This is a genomic window from Streptomyces sp. NPDC001920, assembly GCF_053594495.1.
Window position 1 is genome coordinate 195,418 of sequence record NZ_JBSFEP010000001.1, and the last position, 13,696, is coordinate 209,113.

The following is a 13,696-nucleotide window of genomic DNA, read 5'->3' on the forward strand; positions in this document are numbered from 1 at the left end:
GATCATTCGGAGCCATAGCTCCGCACGCCGCCGGATCCCATTCAAGGAAGTGTGAAGATTGACCTCATCTCTTTTCTCCCCGCAGATTCAGGACGTACTGAACCGCATCGCTTCCGAGCAACAGCGGGTGGACGAGACCGAGCAGCCGAAACTGCTCGAAAAGATAAGGCGGCGCGAAGCCGCCTGGACCCCCGAGGAACTCGTCGCCGCGTGTGCCGGCGGCTACTACGCCGCTCCGGCGGCCATCGGCCGGATGCTGTACGCCTGTGTCCGCGCCGTACGCCCGCGCACCGTCTTCGAGTTCGGCACCGCGTACGGATTCACCGCCATCCATATCGCGGCCGCCCTGCGGGACAACGGATCGGGAAAGCTCTACACGGTGGACCTGCACGCGGGAAAGTGCCTGGCGGCCCGGGACAATCTCAAGGCCGCCGGACTCGGCGAATACGCCGAAGTCATCGCCGGTGAGGCGGTGGCCGTGGCGTCCTCGTTCTCCCGTCCGATCGACTTCCTGTATCTGGACGGCTGGGTGGATTTCTATCTCGACGTCGTCCGGGCCGCCGAACCCCACCTCCGCGAAGGTGCCCTGGTGCACGCGGACGACACCGGGAGGTTCGCGGCCGGAGCCCGCCCCTATCTCGACCACGTCCGCGATCCCGCCAACGGCTTCGTCTCCCTCGGGGTCAGCGACGGGCAGGGCTTCGAACTCTCCGCGTACACGGGCCCGTCCGCACAGGCCGTCTCATGACCGCCACCCCGTCGGCCGGCCCCGCGCGGTCCACGGCCGCGCGGGGCGGTGCCCGTCCCGGTTCACGCACGGCCGCCGGGTGCGTGGTCGTGGTCGGCATCGGCTCGGGGCTGTCGGATCCGCCTCTGTCCCACGCCGTCCTGACCTCCGTGCCGGCGCATCAGGCCGGGGTCGGCTCGGGTGTCAACAGCTTCAGCCGGGAGATCGGCGGAGCGCTCGGATTCGCCGTCTTCGGCACGCTGCTCAACATCCGGTTCGCCGACGCACTCCCCGCCGGGCTGCGGCACCTCAAGGACGACTCGGCCGGCGGTCAGGCCCTGGGCACCGCACTGCGCGAAGCCGGGCACCCCGGCTCCGGCGACGGCGCGCGGCTCGCCGCTCAGGTGCGCGAGGCGTTCAGCACCGGCATGGCCGAGTCGCTGCGGGTGATCGGCGTCCGGCTGCTGGCGGCGCTGCTGGTCATCGCGTGGCTGCGACCGTACGACGCCCACCGCAACACCTCTCGGGAGAAGCATTGACCGCCACCGGTGCCGAAGACCCCGGTCACGACCGGGACTGGACCGACGGGCTGTCGGGCCCCTGTTCGCCGGCCGTGGACATGCGTCTGCTGCCGGCCCTGGACGCCCTGCTCCAGGAGGGCAGCGTGACCGGAGCGGCCGAGCGACTGGCGCTGTCCCCGCCCGCCATGAGCCGTGCCCTGTCCAAGATCCGCCGCGCCCTCGGTGACCCCGTCCTCGTCCGTGCCGGACGCGGTCTGGTGCCCACCCCGAGGGCGCTGGAACTCCAGCCGAAGGTCCGCGCCCTGATGCGGGAGGCCGAGATGCTGCTCGCGCCGAGCAGACAGGAGGACCTCACCCGGGTCGACAGGACGCTGACCGTCGTCGCCGACGAGGCGTACGCGGCGGTCCTGGCACCGGTGCTGCTGAATCGGGCGCGCACGGAGGTGCCTCTCGCCCGGTTCACCTTCACCGTGGAGAGCTCCCATGGCAGCGCGCCCCTGCGGGAGGGCGCGGTCGACCTGGAGGTGGGCATCATCGACGAGCCCAGTCCCGAGCTGCGCATCGAACCGCTCTTCGACGACCGGTTCGTGGGAGTGGCGCGGGCCGGTCATCCCCTCCTCGACGGCGAGGTGACGGCGCAGGCGTTCGCGTCGGTGCGGCACGTCAGCGTCTCCCGCAAGGGCCGTATGACAGGTCCGATCGACGTCGCCCTGCGCGCCAGGGGGCTGAGCCGGGACGTCGTCGCCGCCGTGCCGAGCTACGGCGAGGCGCTGTTGATGATCCCCGCCGGCGACTTCGTGACGGCGATGCCCCGTTCACTGGCCGGCAGCGCCCGTGGGGCCCTGGGCATCGAGGTGTTCGACCTCCCGGTCGAGACCGACCCCATCAGCATCTGTCAGGCATGGCATCCGCGCCACGACACCGAGCCGGTGCACCTGTGGCTCAGGGACGCCGTGCGCACGGCGCTCGACCGGTCCACACCCCACGGTCCTGCCTGCCGGGACGTCTCAGGAGGCCCGGGCGAGCGTGACCCGGACCGGTCCGTCGAGCAGGAGGCCGATGACTGAGGGCGGGGGCGGCGCCCCCGGCCCGTCCGCCGGGGCACCGAGCCCGATGACGGCGCCGAGAAGCAGCCGCGCGGCGAGAGCGGGTTCGATGTCGGCGCGTACGTCGCCCTGGGCGGCGGCCAGTTGCAGCAGTTCCGTCAGCCGTCGGACCACGGCCTGACGGCAGAGCGCGTCGGGGCCGTCCTGGCCCGTCCCGCCGCGCCTCCCCCAGAAGAGGGCATGCCGTGCCGGGTCGCCCGCCACCGCCTCGGCCAGCCGGTGCAGCAGCGCGGCGAGGGTCTCCACCGGCCGGCCGTGCGAGGGGGCGCTCGCCGAGAGCAGCTCCGGCACGGTTTTCCTCACCGGTGCGGTCACCGCGTGCAGCAACTCCTCCTTGCTCTTCACATGGCGGTACAGCGCGGCCTTGGTGACGCCGAGGCGGTCGGCGAGGTCGCTCATGCTGGTCGCGTCGTAGCCACGCTCGTGGAACAGCGCCGTCGCGGCCGCGAGGACGAACTCACGACCGCGACGACGGGGAGCGGGCGGCGCCGCCCTGCGGGGTGCGCTCACCGTGCCGACCGCCCCCGGCACAACTGGAGCAGCGCCTCGGCCAGTCCGGCGCCGCCTTCACCCAGTTCCTCGGCGTACCGGCCCCGTATGGTGTGCTCGCGCCCCGAGTCCGTCGGCGCGCCGCCACCGCCCGTGCGCAGGCGCTGGATCTCCCGGGACGTTCGCAGCCGCTCCTTGAGCGTGCCGATGATGAAGCCGTCCAGCTCGTCGATCTGCTCCCGCAGGCCTTCGATGACCTCGGGTGCGGGTTCCGCGGAGCCGTCGGCCCCGGTGGTGGGCTCGGAGGCTGCCTCGGTGTTCATCGTCCTGCTCCCTTCGTACGAGTCGTACGGATGACACAAGTCGTGGGCGTGGAAGAGGTCTTGGGGGTGGCAGAGGTCGGTGGGGTGGCAAAGGTCGGTGGGGGGACAGAGGTCGGTGGGGCGGCACGGCTGGTGGGCCGCGGTGTACGACCCGAGGGATCTCAGTCCTGGGACGCGCAGCCGCAGCAGGCCGACGGCACGTGCCGTGGACTGCTGGTCCGACCGGCCCGGGCAGTCGGCCAGCAGCAGCGAGCTCCTGAGGCCGTCGGGTACCAGCTGCAGGGAGACGGCCCGCAGAAACGGGTGCCGCCGCAGCTCCGCCAGCAGCTCGCCGACGTCCTCCGGCCGTCCGTGGAGCCGCCCGATCAGCGAGGTGCGGTCGGCCGGCGCGGTGGCGGGCAGGCCGGGCCCGCCGGAGCGGGCGCACAGCAGGAACCGGGTGGTGGCACCGGCGGTGTCCTGTATCCCCGAGGCGGCGACCCGCAAGCCGTAGAGGGGCGCGGTGAACTCGCCGGCCACCGCCGCGTCGCACTCCCCGTCGCGGACCCGGCGCGCCGCCTCGGCGTTGGACGCCGCGGGCACCCGGTGCGCCAGGGGGACACGGCGGCCGAGCCAGCCGCCGACCTGCCGCAGCGCGTGCGGGTGCCCGCTCACGGTACGAACCCGCGGGAGTTCGGTGCCGGGACGCACCAGCACGGCGAACTCGATACCGAGGACGACCTCGCGCAGCACGGTCAGCGCGGGCGACTGGGCCATGGCCCGCAAGGTGTCCGGGACCATCCCCGCGACGGTGTTGTGCACGGGGAGCATGGCGGCGTCGACGTCCCCCCGCACCGCCAGCGTCAGGGCTTGCGCGGCCGTGCCGGCCGGCGTCATCCGGGCGCCCGCGGCCTCGGGAAGCGAGCGCAGCGCCCGCTCGGTGAAGGTGCCCCGCGGTCCCAGATAGGCGAACCGGCGCTCCAGAAGCGGGAGTCGGGCGGGGTCGGGGAGCGGGCCCGGGCGCTGGAGTCGGCCCGTGGCGGGCCGTGCCCGTGGGTCCTGCACCGGCGGTGTCACGTCAGACGGCCGCGAGAGCCGCGTCCACCGTGCTCGCCACGGCGCTCTTGGCCCGCCGCAGCTCCTTCTCCTCCAGCAGGCCCGGTGCGAAGGCGGCTGCGTCGATGGTCACGGCGGCGGCGACCCTGCCGGCCTGCTCCACCTGCACCGTCGTACGGACCGTGAGCCTGCTGGGCTCGGACAGGTCGGACTCGTCCACGGTCAGGCGCAGGGTGGCGCCGACGGGGAAGAGGAAGTTGGAGAACGAGGTGTTCATGGAGTTGAGCACGATGTAGTAGCGCTGCTGCGGCCAGCGCGACGTGAAGTAGTGCTCGATCACCGCGAGGAACATCTGGCGTGCGGCCTCGATGGCCACCATGCCCTGCACATGGACGCGGTCCTGCACGTCGGCGAGGAGTTCGTTGTGGTCGTGCAGCCGCAGCCCGGCCTCGTAGGTGCTGTCGTCGACCCGGGTGAGGCCGGCGACGAGCACGTTGTCCTCGCGGGCCTTGTGCAGCTCCTGGCGGGGGGCCGGCCGCCCGGCGGAGTGCACCAGGACGATCCGGTCGTCCAGCTGCCGGCGGGTGATCGCGTCCCTGAGATAGGAGAGCTCGAACTCGCCTATCCCCTGGCCGGTGACCACGTGCACCGGCCCTTCCACGGTGTCCAGGTCACCGGAGTCGAGCGCGTGGGTGAGGGCCGAGAGGGTGTCGGCCCCGACGGCGTCGGCGAAGTCGCGGAACCGGTCGCCGACGACGAGGCGGGAGGTGGCTGTGCTGGTCATGGACTGCCTCCAGACTGGGTGGGAACCGCGGTCGCTGCCGCGGGAGTGGGTGCGGGTGAGGTCGGGGACGCGCCTCAGCGGGTCCGGTACTCGTGCAGGGTCACGTGCTCGGGTTCGCCGGAGCGGGCACGGGGCGTGTCGGTGGCCGGCTCGGTGGCGGGTTCGGCCGGGTGCAGAGCGGCGAGGCAGCGCTGGGCCAGCTTCTGGTACTGGAGCGTCCCGTTGCCCTTCCAGGCGATCTCGTCGGCCGTGAGTTCCCGGATCACCTTGGCCGGGCTGCCGGCCACGAGGTGCCGTTCCGGCACGTGAAAGCGGGACTTGACGAAGCTGCCCGCGCCGACGAACGCCTGCCGGCCCACGACCACCCCGTCCATCAGGACGGACTTCATGCCGATGAGGCTGTCGCGCCCGACCCGGCAGCCGTGCAGCACGCTGCCGTGGCCGACGTGGCCGTCCTCCTCGACGACCGTGTCGGCGCCCGGGAAGCAGTGCAGGACACAGCCGTCCTGCACATTGGAGCCCGCGCGCAGCTCGATACGCCCGAAGTCTCCGCGCAGGCTGGCCAGCGGGCCGACGTAGCACCCGGGCCCGACATCGACCGAGCCGATCAGTACGGCGTCGGGGTGGACGTATGCCGTGGGGTGCACGACGGGGACGTTGCCTTCGAAGGAGTAGGTCCTTGCCATGGTCTTTCTCACCGTTCGTCGAGTCGGGCGGGTCGGCACGGCCGCCGGGATCAGACGGGCGCGGTCTGCTCCCGCAGCGCACCGAGGGCGTCGTGTCCGTGGATCCAGGCGAGGTCGTCGGGCAGCCGGGTCAGCCGCTCGTCGCGGGCCCGCGCCTCGGGGCCGTCCGGCAGCTGGAAGCAGGCGGCGTTCTTGCGGGAGCCCGCCTGGAGCAGACGGGTGCGCGGCCGGCGCACCCGCTCGTAGGACCGCAGGGCCTCCGCGACCCCGTCGGCTCCGGCACGGCCGAGGAGGTGCGCCAGCACCACCGCGTCCTCCAGCGACTGGTTCGCGCCCTGCCCGTGGTGCGGCAGCATCGCGTGTGCCGCGTCGCCGAGCAGGGTGACCCGGTCCGTGCTCCACACGCGCCGCGGTTCGCGGTCGTACAGCGCCCAGCGGCCGGGCCGTTCGCAGGCGGCGAGGATCTCGGTGACGAACGGGTGCCAGCCCTCGAAGGCGGCGAGCAGGTCGGCGCCCTCGCCCTCGGTGGACCAGGACTCGACCGTCCACTCGGCGTCGGGGACGACGGCGAGGAAGTTCAGCGCCGCGCCGTCGGCCACCGGGTAGGCGATGAAGTGCCGGCCCGGACCGAGCCACAGCCACAGCACCCGTTCGGCGAGTTCGGGGATGTGCCCGAGCCGGTCCATGGGGACGAGGGCGCGGTAGCCGCTGGTGCCGGAGAACACGGCCTCGTCGGGCCCGAACACGCTGTGGCGTACGGCGGAGTGGATGCCGTCCGCCCCGATGACCGCGTCGGCCTCGGTCTCGGCGCCGTCGGCGAAGCGGATGACGGCGCCGGCGCCGGTCTGCGTCACCTCGGTGCAGCGCGCGCCGAGCCGGACCGCGCCGGGCCCCAGCTCGGCGAGCAGGGCCTGCTGCACGGCCGCCCGCTCCACGGTCCAGAAGGGCGCCCCGAACCTGTCCGCGTACCCACCGGCCAGCGTGTGCGTCACCATGGACCGCCCGGTGCGCCAGTGCCGGAAGTCGGCGCGCACCGGCTCGACGGCCGCCCCGGCCAGCCGGCCCGCGACACCGAGGTGGCGCAGGGCGCGATGACCGTTGGCGCCGATGGCGATCCCGGCGCCCTGGTGGTCCAGTGCACGTGCCTGTTCGTGGACGACGGCCTCGATGCCCTGCCGCCGCAGTCCGATGGCGACGGCCAGTCCGCCGATGCCACCGCCGACGACGGCCACGTACGGGCGCTTGGGCGCCATGGCGCCTCCTCCTGTTCGGTGTGCGGGGCGCGATCAGTGCGCCGGTGTGATTCCGGTGAAGGTGCCCCGGTGGAAGACCAGGGGTTCGTGGTCGCGGGCCACGGCGCCCAGCACCCGCCCCACGACGAGCACGTGGTCGCCGAGGGGCTGGGTGAGGTGCAGGGCGCATTCGAGCGTTCCGGGCCCGTCCGACAGGACCAGGCAGCCGGTGTGCGGTCCGACCGTCCAGTCGGCGGCGTCCTCCACGGCGGGGCGCCGGGCGGCGGGTGCGGTGAGGACACCGACCAGGGCACGCGCCCGGTCGCCGAGGAACGACACGGCCCACTGGCCTGACGTGCGCACCCGTGCCAGGAAGGTGGAGTCGTCCCGCAGGTACATGGACACCAGCGGCGGGTCGAGGGAGACGGAGGTGAACGAGTTCACCGCGATGGCGTCGTGCCGCACTCCGGACGGGGTGTCGAACCGGGTCGACACCGCGCACACGCCGGTCACGAACTGTCCGAGCACGCTTCGCAGCTGGGTCTGCTCCGACAGGGCGCGGCTGCTCACCGCGCGGCCTCGGTGGGGCTCCCGCCGCCGATGACGGTCGTGTCCTTGGGGTTGATCAGGTCGGGGACCGTCCAGCCGTTCTCGTCGTACTCCGACAGGCAGCGGTCGACGAGTTGCTTGTAGTCCTCGAACTTCCCCGACGCCTGCTGGGCGTGCAGCGCCTCGAAGCGGATCTGCTCGTGGTTGCCGGCGTAGTTCATCTCGTACAGCTCCCAGCGGGCGCCGAACTCGGTGCCGACCGCGTCCCAGGCGAGCTTCATCAGCTTGACCCGGTCGACCGCCTCCACGCCGAGGCCCCGGACGTACTTGTCGAGATGGGGCCGGACCTCGGGGTCGGACCAGTCGAGCGCGTGGGAGTTGTTGTAGATCAGGGCGCTGCCGAGGTCGCGCAGGAAGATCTCGCGGACCTTGGGGAAGATCGAGGAGGACAGGACCCGGAACGCCAGCGCGGTCTCGCCGTTGGGGGTGACCGTGCCGTCGGGCCACCTGGTCGGGTTCTCGGCCATGGAGTCCACCAGGGCCCAGAACATGTTGCGGTAGGCGAGCACCTCACCGAGCCGGCTCTGCACCCCGCGGAACTCGGACGTGCCCGTCGTCTCCAGGCACTTGGCCAGCAGGCCGGTCAGGAAGTCCATCTTCACGGAGAAGCGGACACACGCGTGGAACATGGCCCGGTAGAAGAATCCGGAGCCGTAGAAGAAGTTGTTGGCCTTGTCGACGTCGTAGCAGAAGACGTTTTCCCAGGGAATCAGCACCTGGTCGAAAACGAGAATTCCGTCGTTCTCGTCCAGGCGGCTGCTCAGCGGTTGGTCGAAAGGGCTGCTGACGGTGGCCGCCGCGAATTCGTACGACGGCCGGGAGATGACCTTCAGGCCGGGGCTGTTCGTCGGCACGATGAAGTAGGCGGAGAATTCCTTCGCGCCCTTCGGTATCACGCCGTAGCTGCCGATGAAGATGTGCTGGGTGAGCGCGGCGCCGGTGCCGACGACCTTGGCCCCGGACACGACGAGGCCGGCGTCGGTCTCCCGGTCGACGGTCAGCATCACGTCCTTGAGCTCGGTGAGGCCCCGGTTGCGGTCGATCGGCGGGTTGACGATGCCGTGGCCGATGAACAGCACGTTCTCCTGGGCCTTGCGGTACCAGGTGGCGGCGTTGTCCTCGAAGGGCGCGTAGTGCTCCCGGTTCGATCCCAGAGTGGACAGGAAAGCGGCCTTGAAGTCGGGTGTGCGGCCCATCCAGCCGTACGTCATGCGGGCCCACTCCGTCATGGCCCGCGCGGCGGCGCGCAGGTCGCCGGTGGTGTGAGGGGCCTTGAAGTAGGGGTGGGTGAAGCCGCCGTTGCCGGTGTCGGTGGGGACGACCAGGGCGCTGTTGCGCTCGGGGTCGTGCAGCGCGTCGTACAGCCGGGCAACCATCCGGGAGTTGTTGCGGAAGGCCGGGTGGCTGGTGACGTCCTGCACCCGCTCGCCGTTGATCCGCACCTCGCGGCCGTCGCGGAGGCTCTCCAGGTATTCGTCCCCGGTCTGTGGGCGGGACACGGATCCGGACGGGTTGACGGTGTGGCTCATACGGGATCACCTTTCGAGCGGACGTTTGCGCCTGCCGAAATGCTCCAGGAGTGCGACTTCCGCCGACAGTCGGCCACTGGGGCTAGTACTCGGGTAGTAGATCCGCCCTTCTAGCCCCAATGACGCACTGCACACGCCGGCTCGGCGCATGACAGGCTGCGCCCACCATCTGCCCCCACCTGCCGTCGTCGGCGGAAGGCGTTGAGGTTGTCGCCGTGAATTCTGTGGAAGCCAGAGAGAATCCCGTCGCACATCCCTGTGCGGCTCCCGCAGCGCATCCCGCAGTGGATGCGCCGGCGAATCCCGTGCCGTTTGCGGACGCCGGGAACGCAGGCCCCGAACCCGCTTGGGAAGCGTGGCGCGCGCTCCCCGCGGCGCAGCAGCCGGACTGGCCCGACCCCGCCGCGCTGCGCGCCGCCGTGGATGCCCTGTCCTGCGCACCGCCCCTGGTGTTCGCGCGCGAATGCGACGTCCTGCTCGACCGGCTCGGCGAGGTGGCTCTCGGCAGGGCCTTCCTGCTCCAGGGCGGCGACTGCGCGGAGACCCTGGACGCGGTGAGCGCCGAGTCCGTGCGCGGCAAGCTGGAAGTCCTGCTCCAGATGGCCGCCGTCCTGACGTACGCGGCGGGTGTGCCCGTGGTCAAGGTCGGCCGTATCGCCGGCCAGTACGCCAAGCCCCGTTCGCGTGCCACCGAGACCCGGGACGGCGTGACCCTGCCCTCGTACCGGGGCGACGCGGTCAACGGGCTGGAGTTCACCGCCGAGGCCCGCACCCCCGATCCGGCGCGGTTGCGGCGCGTGTACGAGGCGTCGGCCACGACGCTGAACCTGCTGCGGGCACTGACCGCGGGAGGGCACGCGGACCTCGCCCGGGTGCACGAGTGGAACCGTGACTTCGTGGCCCTGTCCGGCGCGGGACGCCGGTACGAGCGGCTCGCGGACGAGATCGACGCAGCCCTCGCCTTCATCCGAGCCTGCGGGATGAGCGCCTCGACGCTGCGCACCACGGAGGTGTTCGCCAGCCACGAGGCCCTGCTGCTCGACTACGAGTCCGCCCTGGTGCGCACCGACCCCGACACCGGGCGGCGTTACGCCCTGTCCGGGCACATGCTCTGGATCGGCGAGCGCACCCGCCAACTCGACGGCGCGCACATCGCGTTCGCCGCCGGTGTCCACAACCCCCTCGGCGTCAAGCTCGGTCCGCACGCCCAGGTCGACGATGTGCTGCGCCTGCTGGACCGGCTCGATCCGCAGCGCACGCCCGGCCGGCTGACGTTGGTGGCCCGCATGGGGCGGAGCCTGGTGCGCGACCGGCTGCCCGCCCTGGTCGAGGCCGTACGCGCGGAGGGCGCCCGGGTGGTCTGGGCCTGCGATCCCATGCACGGCAACACCTGCACCGCACCGAGCGGCCACAAGACGCGGCGCTTCGACGACGTCCTCGACGAGGTCACCGGATTCTTCGAGGTGCACCGGGCACTGGGCACGCATCCCGGCGGTGTCCATGTGGAGCTGACGGGCGAGGACGTCACCGAGTGCCTGGGCGGCAGCAGGGAGGTCCTCTCCGACGACCTGCACCTGCGGTACGAGACGGCCTGCGATCCCCGGCTGAACCGGGCGCAGTCGATGGACCTCGCCTTCCGGATCGCCGAGTGGTACGGCGCGGAGAAGGGCCGTCTGCGCGGCCCCGGACCCCGGCCCGTGCCCGCCCGCCCGGCGGACGCGTCCCGGCATGCGGACTACGCGGCGACCGCCGGCTGAGCACCACCACCCCTGCCCCCGCCCCGGGTTCATCTACGGAGGACAGCCACGTGCGGCACTTCGAGCACTTCCCCCCAGGCACCGCCTACGAGCTGGGCGCCACCCTGCTGACCGGCGACGACATCATCGAGTACGCGCGCGCCTGGGACCCCATGCCCTTCCACCTGGACCCGGAGGCGGCCCGCCGCTCTCCGTTCGGGGGGCTGGTGGCCAGTGGCTGGCACACCGGTGCCGTGGTGATGGGGCAGTTCGTGCGCGCACTGCTCGCGGACTCCGCCTGCCAGGGCTCCTACGGCATGGACGAGGTCCGCTTCCTCGCTCCGGTACGCCCCGGCGACGAACTGCGCGGGCGGGCCACGGTGGAAGAGGCCGCGCCGCATCCTCGGCGCCCTGACACGGGGACGGTCCGCTTCCTCGTCGAGGCGGTCAACCAGGAGGGCACGGCGGTGTACCGGATGCGTACACGGCTGCTGTTCGCCTGCGCCCGCCCGGTCGACGCCGCGCACCGGGCGGCGTCCGAGCCGAGCTGAGCCGACGCCGCGGCCGGACGCCCGTTCCTCCTCGGGCCTCCCCCTGCCCGAGGAGGAACGGGTGGAACGGGTGATGTCCGCCCACTCGGCTCCACTTTGACTACACGCACCGTTGCGTCTAGTCTGACGCGGGCGATCGAGGATCGAGGAGGGCCCGCCATGGACGCGCCACGACGCATCAGGAACGGCCCGAGGCGCAGTGAGGCGGCCCGTGTCGCCGTCCTGAGAGCCGCGGACGACCTGCTGGCCGAGACCGGGTTCCAGGCCGTGACGGTCGGTTCGATCGCCGAGCGGGCCGGGGTCTCCAAGCAGACGATCTACCGCTGGTGGAGATCGAAGATCGACATCCTCCTCGACGTCCTGGAGGAGGATCTGCGGGACATGGCGTCCTGGCCGCCCCGGACGGGATGCGCGCAGGAGGCTCTGACCGGGCACGTGACGCATCTGGACCGGGTCTTCACCCGGTCCGACACGGGCCGCGTCCTGTTCGCGCTCATCGGTCACGCCCTCCAGGACGCCACGACCGCGGCCCCGCTGCGGGAACAGGTGCTCAAGGGACGGCGCGACCACTCCCGCGCACGACTGCTGGACGCCCTGGCCTGCGGCTCCCCCGGCGCCCTGCCGCGGGACGGGGCCGACCGGCTTCTCGATCTGCTGGCCGGCCCCGTCTTCCACCGCGCCTTCATGACGGGGCGGCCGACCGACCCACGGATCGCCGAGCGCCTGGTCTCCACCCTCCTGACCTGCCGACAGGCCACCCCCGCCGACGGGGCGCCGACCGCCGGCCCCACCCCCTGAAAGGTTGTCGCCCCATGTTCCGCGCACGCCGAACCCGTTACACCGCCACGGTGGAGGCGGTCACCCGTATCGCCCCACGGATGGCGCGCATCACCCTGGGAGGGCCGGGGATGTCGGCCTTCCGCTGCGACGAACCGACGCAGTGGGTGAAGCTGTTCGTCACCGACCCGCTCGACGGCCGCACGGCCGGCCGCGCCTACACCGTCCGCCACCAGTCCCCGTCACGGCCATGCATCGACATCGACGTCGTCCTGCACGGAAAGGGCCCGGCCGCGCGCTGGGCCGAGACCGCGCGTCCGGGACAGGAGGTCTCCTTCGGCGGCCCCAAGGGGTCCTTCCGACCGGTCCCCGGCGCCGACTTCCACCTCCTCGCCGGCGACGAGAGCGCCCAGCCCGCCGTGCTCACCATCGCCGAGCACCTGCCGCCCACGGCGCGCGGCGCCGTCTATCTGGAGGTCGCCGGCCCCGAGGCCGAGATCCCGGTGCCCCGGCATGCCGGACTGGACGTCATATGGGTCCACCGGGAGGCCGGCCGGCCCAAGGGCCAGGCGCTGCGGGACGCCGTGCTCGCGGCGGACGTTCCCCGGCAGGGGCTCGCGGCGTGGGCGGCCGGCGAGTCCGGCGCCGTACGGGACATCCGCCGCCACCTCACGGAGAACCTCGGCCTGGACCGCCTGCACGCCTACGCGAAGGGCTACTGGAAACTCGACGAGGCGGACCACCGCGACCCCCTGGCGTCGGACTGACGCACCGGCAGCCCGGCCCCTGCCGGCGAGCGGCCCACCGCCCGCGCCCTACTCCTGCGCGAGCCGTACCACCGCCACCGTGATGTTGTCGGGCCCGCCCGCCTCGATGGCCGCCTTCCAGCACTCGAAGGCCGCCCTGCCGTCGTCGTGCTCCTGGAGGATCTCCGCCAGGACGTCCCTGGGCACCGGGTCCGTCAGTCCGTCCGAGCAGATGAGAAAGCGCTCGCCCGGGACCACGGTCTCAGCCGTGACATGCGGCTCGACGGCCCGGAAGGCGAGCGAGCCGCCCAGGCACTGGGTGACGAGGGACGTGGTGCGCCAGGCCGGATGCGGCGGGCTGTCGTCGACGCTGAGCTGGCGCAGCCCTTCGGCGGAGACCGCGAAGACCTGGCTGTCGCCCACGTTGAACACCAGCAGCGAGTCGGGCCGCACGACGACACCGGCGACCGTCGTGCCCATGCCGGCGAGCTCGCCCCCCTCATCACCGCCGGCCGCCCGGTGGACGGCCCGGTTGCAGACGTTCAGGGCGTCACGGACGGCGACCTCACTGCTCAGGGCCGGACCGAGCGAGGCGATCCTGCGGGCGACCAGGGCACTGGCCACGTCCCCGCCGGGATGCCCGCCGAGCCCGTCGGCGACGGCCACGACGAGGGGCGTACCGAGCGGGAAGATCAGGGTCTGCGGGTTCTCGGTGACGGTCGCGCACAGCGTCCAGGGGCCGACGACGAGGCTGTCCTCGTTGCGCTCGCGCAGCAGTCCGGGGTGGCTGATCGCGCTCACAGCGACGTACGACATGCAGCGCCACCGCCTTCCCGCACCGGACG

15 protein-coding genes are annotated in these 13,696 nt (G+C 72.4%); 7 read left to right on the plus strand and 8 right to left on the minus strand.

Annotation, left to right across the window (positions count from 1 at the left end):
* Positions 1 to 58 precede the first annotated feature (58 nt).
* Genes ACWCPI_RS00825 through ACWCPI_RS00835 form a run of 3 tightly spaced genes read left to right on the plus strand, consistent with a single transcriptional unit; the run spans position 59 to position 2,315 of the window.
* Positions 59 to 748 (plus strand): O-methyltransferase, encoded by a 690-nt coding sequence (locus ACWCPI_RS00825; protein WP_451036048.1) that lies wholly within the window; start codon positions 59 to 61, stop codon positions 746 to 748.
* Entirely contained in the window at positions 745 to 1,266 is a 522-nt protein-coding gene (locus ACWCPI_RS00830) for a hypothetical protein (RefSeq protein ID WP_451036049.1), read from the plus strand. Before ACWCPI_RS00825 ends, ACWCPI_RS00830 begins: the two co-directional genes overlap by 4 nt.
* Positions 1,263 to 2,315: a LysR family transcriptional regulator gene (locus ACWCPI_RS00835; RefSeq protein ID WP_451036050.1), complete on the plus strand. Its 1,053-nt coding sequence runs from the start codon at positions 1,263 to 1,265 to the stop codon at positions 2,313 to 2,315. The genes ACWCPI_RS00830 and ACWCPI_RS00835 overlap by 4 nt, the downstream gene beginning before the upstream one ends.
* On the opposite strand, the gene ACWCPI_RS00840 is transcribed toward ACWCPI_RS00835, so the two are convergent.
* The 7 genes from ACWCPI_RS00840 to ACWCPI_RS00870 all read right to left on the minus strand — a co-directional run bounded on the left by ACWCPI_RS00840 (position 2,256) and on the right by ACWCPI_RS00870 (position 9,041).
* Positions 2,256 to 2,864: a TetR family transcriptional regulator gene (locus ACWCPI_RS00840; RefSeq protein ID WP_451036051.1), complete on the minus strand. Its 609-nt coding sequence runs from the start codon at positions 2,862 to 2,864 to the stop codon at positions 2,256 to 2,258. The two genes, ACWCPI_RS00835 and ACWCPI_RS00840, sit on opposite strands and share 60 nt — an antisense overlap.
* Complete coding sequence (locus tag ACWCPI_RS00845; RefSeq protein WP_451036052.1) at positions 2,861 to 4,210, minus strand: prephenate dehydratase domain-containing protein; 1,350 nt, start codon at positions 4,208 to 4,210, stop codon at positions 2,861 to 2,863. The genes ACWCPI_RS00840 and ACWCPI_RS00845 overlap by 4 nt, the downstream gene beginning before the upstream one ends.
* A 13-nt stretch (positions 4,211 to 4,223) precedes the next feature.
* Positions 4,224 to 4,985 (minus strand): AfsA-related hotdog domain-containing protein, encoded by a 762-nt coding sequence (locus tag ACWCPI_RS00850; RefSeq protein WP_451036053.1) that lies wholly within the window; start codon positions 4,983 to 4,985, stop codon positions 4,224 to 4,226.
* Between the two features lie 74 nt (positions 4,986 to 5,059).
* Positions 5,060 to 5,671 (minus strand): acyltransferase, encoded by a 612-nt coding sequence (locus tag ACWCPI_RS00855; protein ID WP_451036054.1) that lies wholly within the window; start codon positions 5,669 to 5,671, stop codon positions 5,060 to 5,062.
* A gap of 50 nt (positions 5,672 to 5,721) precedes the next feature.
* Positions 5,722 to 6,924, minus strand: a complete 1,203-nt coding sequence (locus ACWCPI_RS00860; protein ID WP_451036055.1) for an FAD-dependent monooxygenase — start codon at positions 6,922 to 6,924, stop codon at positions 5,722 to 5,724.
* 33 nt (positions 6,925 to 6,957) lie between these two features.
* A complete protein-coding gene (locus ACWCPI_RS00865) occupies positions 6,958 to 7,473 on the minus strand; it encodes a flavin reductase family protein (protein WP_388808888.1) in 516 nt (171 codons plus the stop codon).
* Entirely contained in the window at positions 7,470 to 9,041 is a 1,572-nt protein-coding gene (locus tag ACWCPI_RS00870) for a 4-hydroxyphenylacetate 3-hydroxylase N-terminal domain-containing protein (RefSeq protein WP_451036056.1), read from the minus strand. The genes ACWCPI_RS00865 and ACWCPI_RS00870 overlap by 4 nt, the downstream gene beginning before the upstream one ends.
* A 305-nt stretch (positions 9,042 to 9,346) precedes the next feature.
* On the opposite strand from ACWCPI_RS00870, the gene ACWCPI_RS00875 reads away from it, so the two are divergent.
* From ACWCPI_RS00875 to ACWCPI_RS00890, 4 genes are all read left to right on the plus strand, one after another.
* Complete coding sequence (locus tag ACWCPI_RS00875; protein WP_451036057.1) at positions 9,347 to 10,798, plus strand: class II 3-deoxy-7-phosphoheptulonate synthase; 1,452 nt, start codon at positions 9,347 to 9,349, stop codon at positions 10,796 to 10,798.
* Between the two features lie 50 nt (positions 10,799 to 10,848).
* The gene (locus tag ACWCPI_RS00880; protein ID WP_451036058.1) at positions 10,849 to 11,328 is read left to right on the plus strand and encodes a MaoC family dehydratase; all 480 of its coding nucleotides are present in this window, start codon (positions 10,849 to 10,851) and stop codon (positions 11,326 to 11,328) included.
* A gap of 159 nt (positions 11,329 to 11,487) precedes the next feature.
* Positions 11,488 to 12,126 (plus strand): TetR/AcrR family transcriptional regulator, encoded by a 639-nt coding sequence (locus ACWCPI_RS00885; protein ID WP_451036059.1) that lies wholly within the window; start codon positions 11,488 to 11,490, stop codon positions 12,124 to 12,126.
* Between the two features lie 14 nt (positions 12,127 to 12,140).
* Positions 12,141 to 12,872 carry a siderophore-interacting protein gene (locus ACWCPI_RS00890; RefSeq protein ID WP_451036060.1) on the plus strand — a complete coding sequence of 244 codons (732 nt, stop codon included), beginning with the start codon at positions 12,141 to 12,143 and terminating at the stop codon, positions 12,870 to 12,872.
* 48 nt (positions 12,873 to 12,920) lie between these two features.
* Here the strand turns inward: ACWCPI_RS00890 and ACWCPI_RS00895 are convergent, their stop codons facing one another.
* On the minus strand, positions 12,921 to 13,667 hold the full coding sequence (locus tag ACWCPI_RS00895; protein WP_451036061.1) for a PP2C family protein-serine/threonine phosphatase: 747 nt from the start codon (positions 13,665 to 13,667) through the stop codon (positions 12,921 to 12,923).
* Positions 13,668 to 13,696: the final 29 nt, after the last annotated feature.

Excerpts from the sequence above, each read along its gene's own strand:
- ACWCPI_RS00885 (WP_451036059.1), top strand. The coding sequence starts at position 11,488 with ATGGACGCGCCACGACGCATCAGGAACGGCCCGAGGCGCAGTGAGGCG.
- ACWCPI_RS00855 (WP_451036054.1), bottom strand. The coding sequence starts at position 5,671 with ATGGCAAGGACCTACTCCTTCGAAGGCAACGTCCCCGTCGTGCACCCC.
- ACWCPI_RS00850 (WP_451036053.1), bottom strand. The coding sequence starts at position 4,985 with ATGACCAGCACAGCCACCTCCCGCCTCGTCGTCGGCGACCGGTTCCGC.
- ACWCPI_RS00895 (WP_451036061.1), bottom strand. The coding sequence starts at position 13,667 with ATGTCGTACGTCGCTGTGAGCGCGATCAGCCACCCCGGACTGCTGCGC.
- ACWCPI_RS00870 (WP_451036056.1), bottom strand. The coding sequence starts at position 9,041 with ATGAGCCACACCGTCAACCCGTCCGGATCCGTGTCCCGCCCACAGACC.
- ACWCPI_RS00890 (WP_451036060.1), top strand. The coding sequence starts at position 12,141 with ATGTTCCGCGCACGCCGAACCCGTTACACCGCCACGGTGGAGGCGGTC.
- ACWCPI_RS00830 (WP_451036049.1), top strand. The coding sequence starts at position 745 with ATGACCGCCACCCCGTCGGCCGGCCCCGCGCGGTCCACGGCCGCGCGG.
- ACWCPI_RS00860 (WP_451036055.1), bottom strand. The coding sequence starts at position 6,924 with ATGGCGCCCAAGCGCCCGTACGTGGCCGTCGTCGGCGGTGGCATCGGC.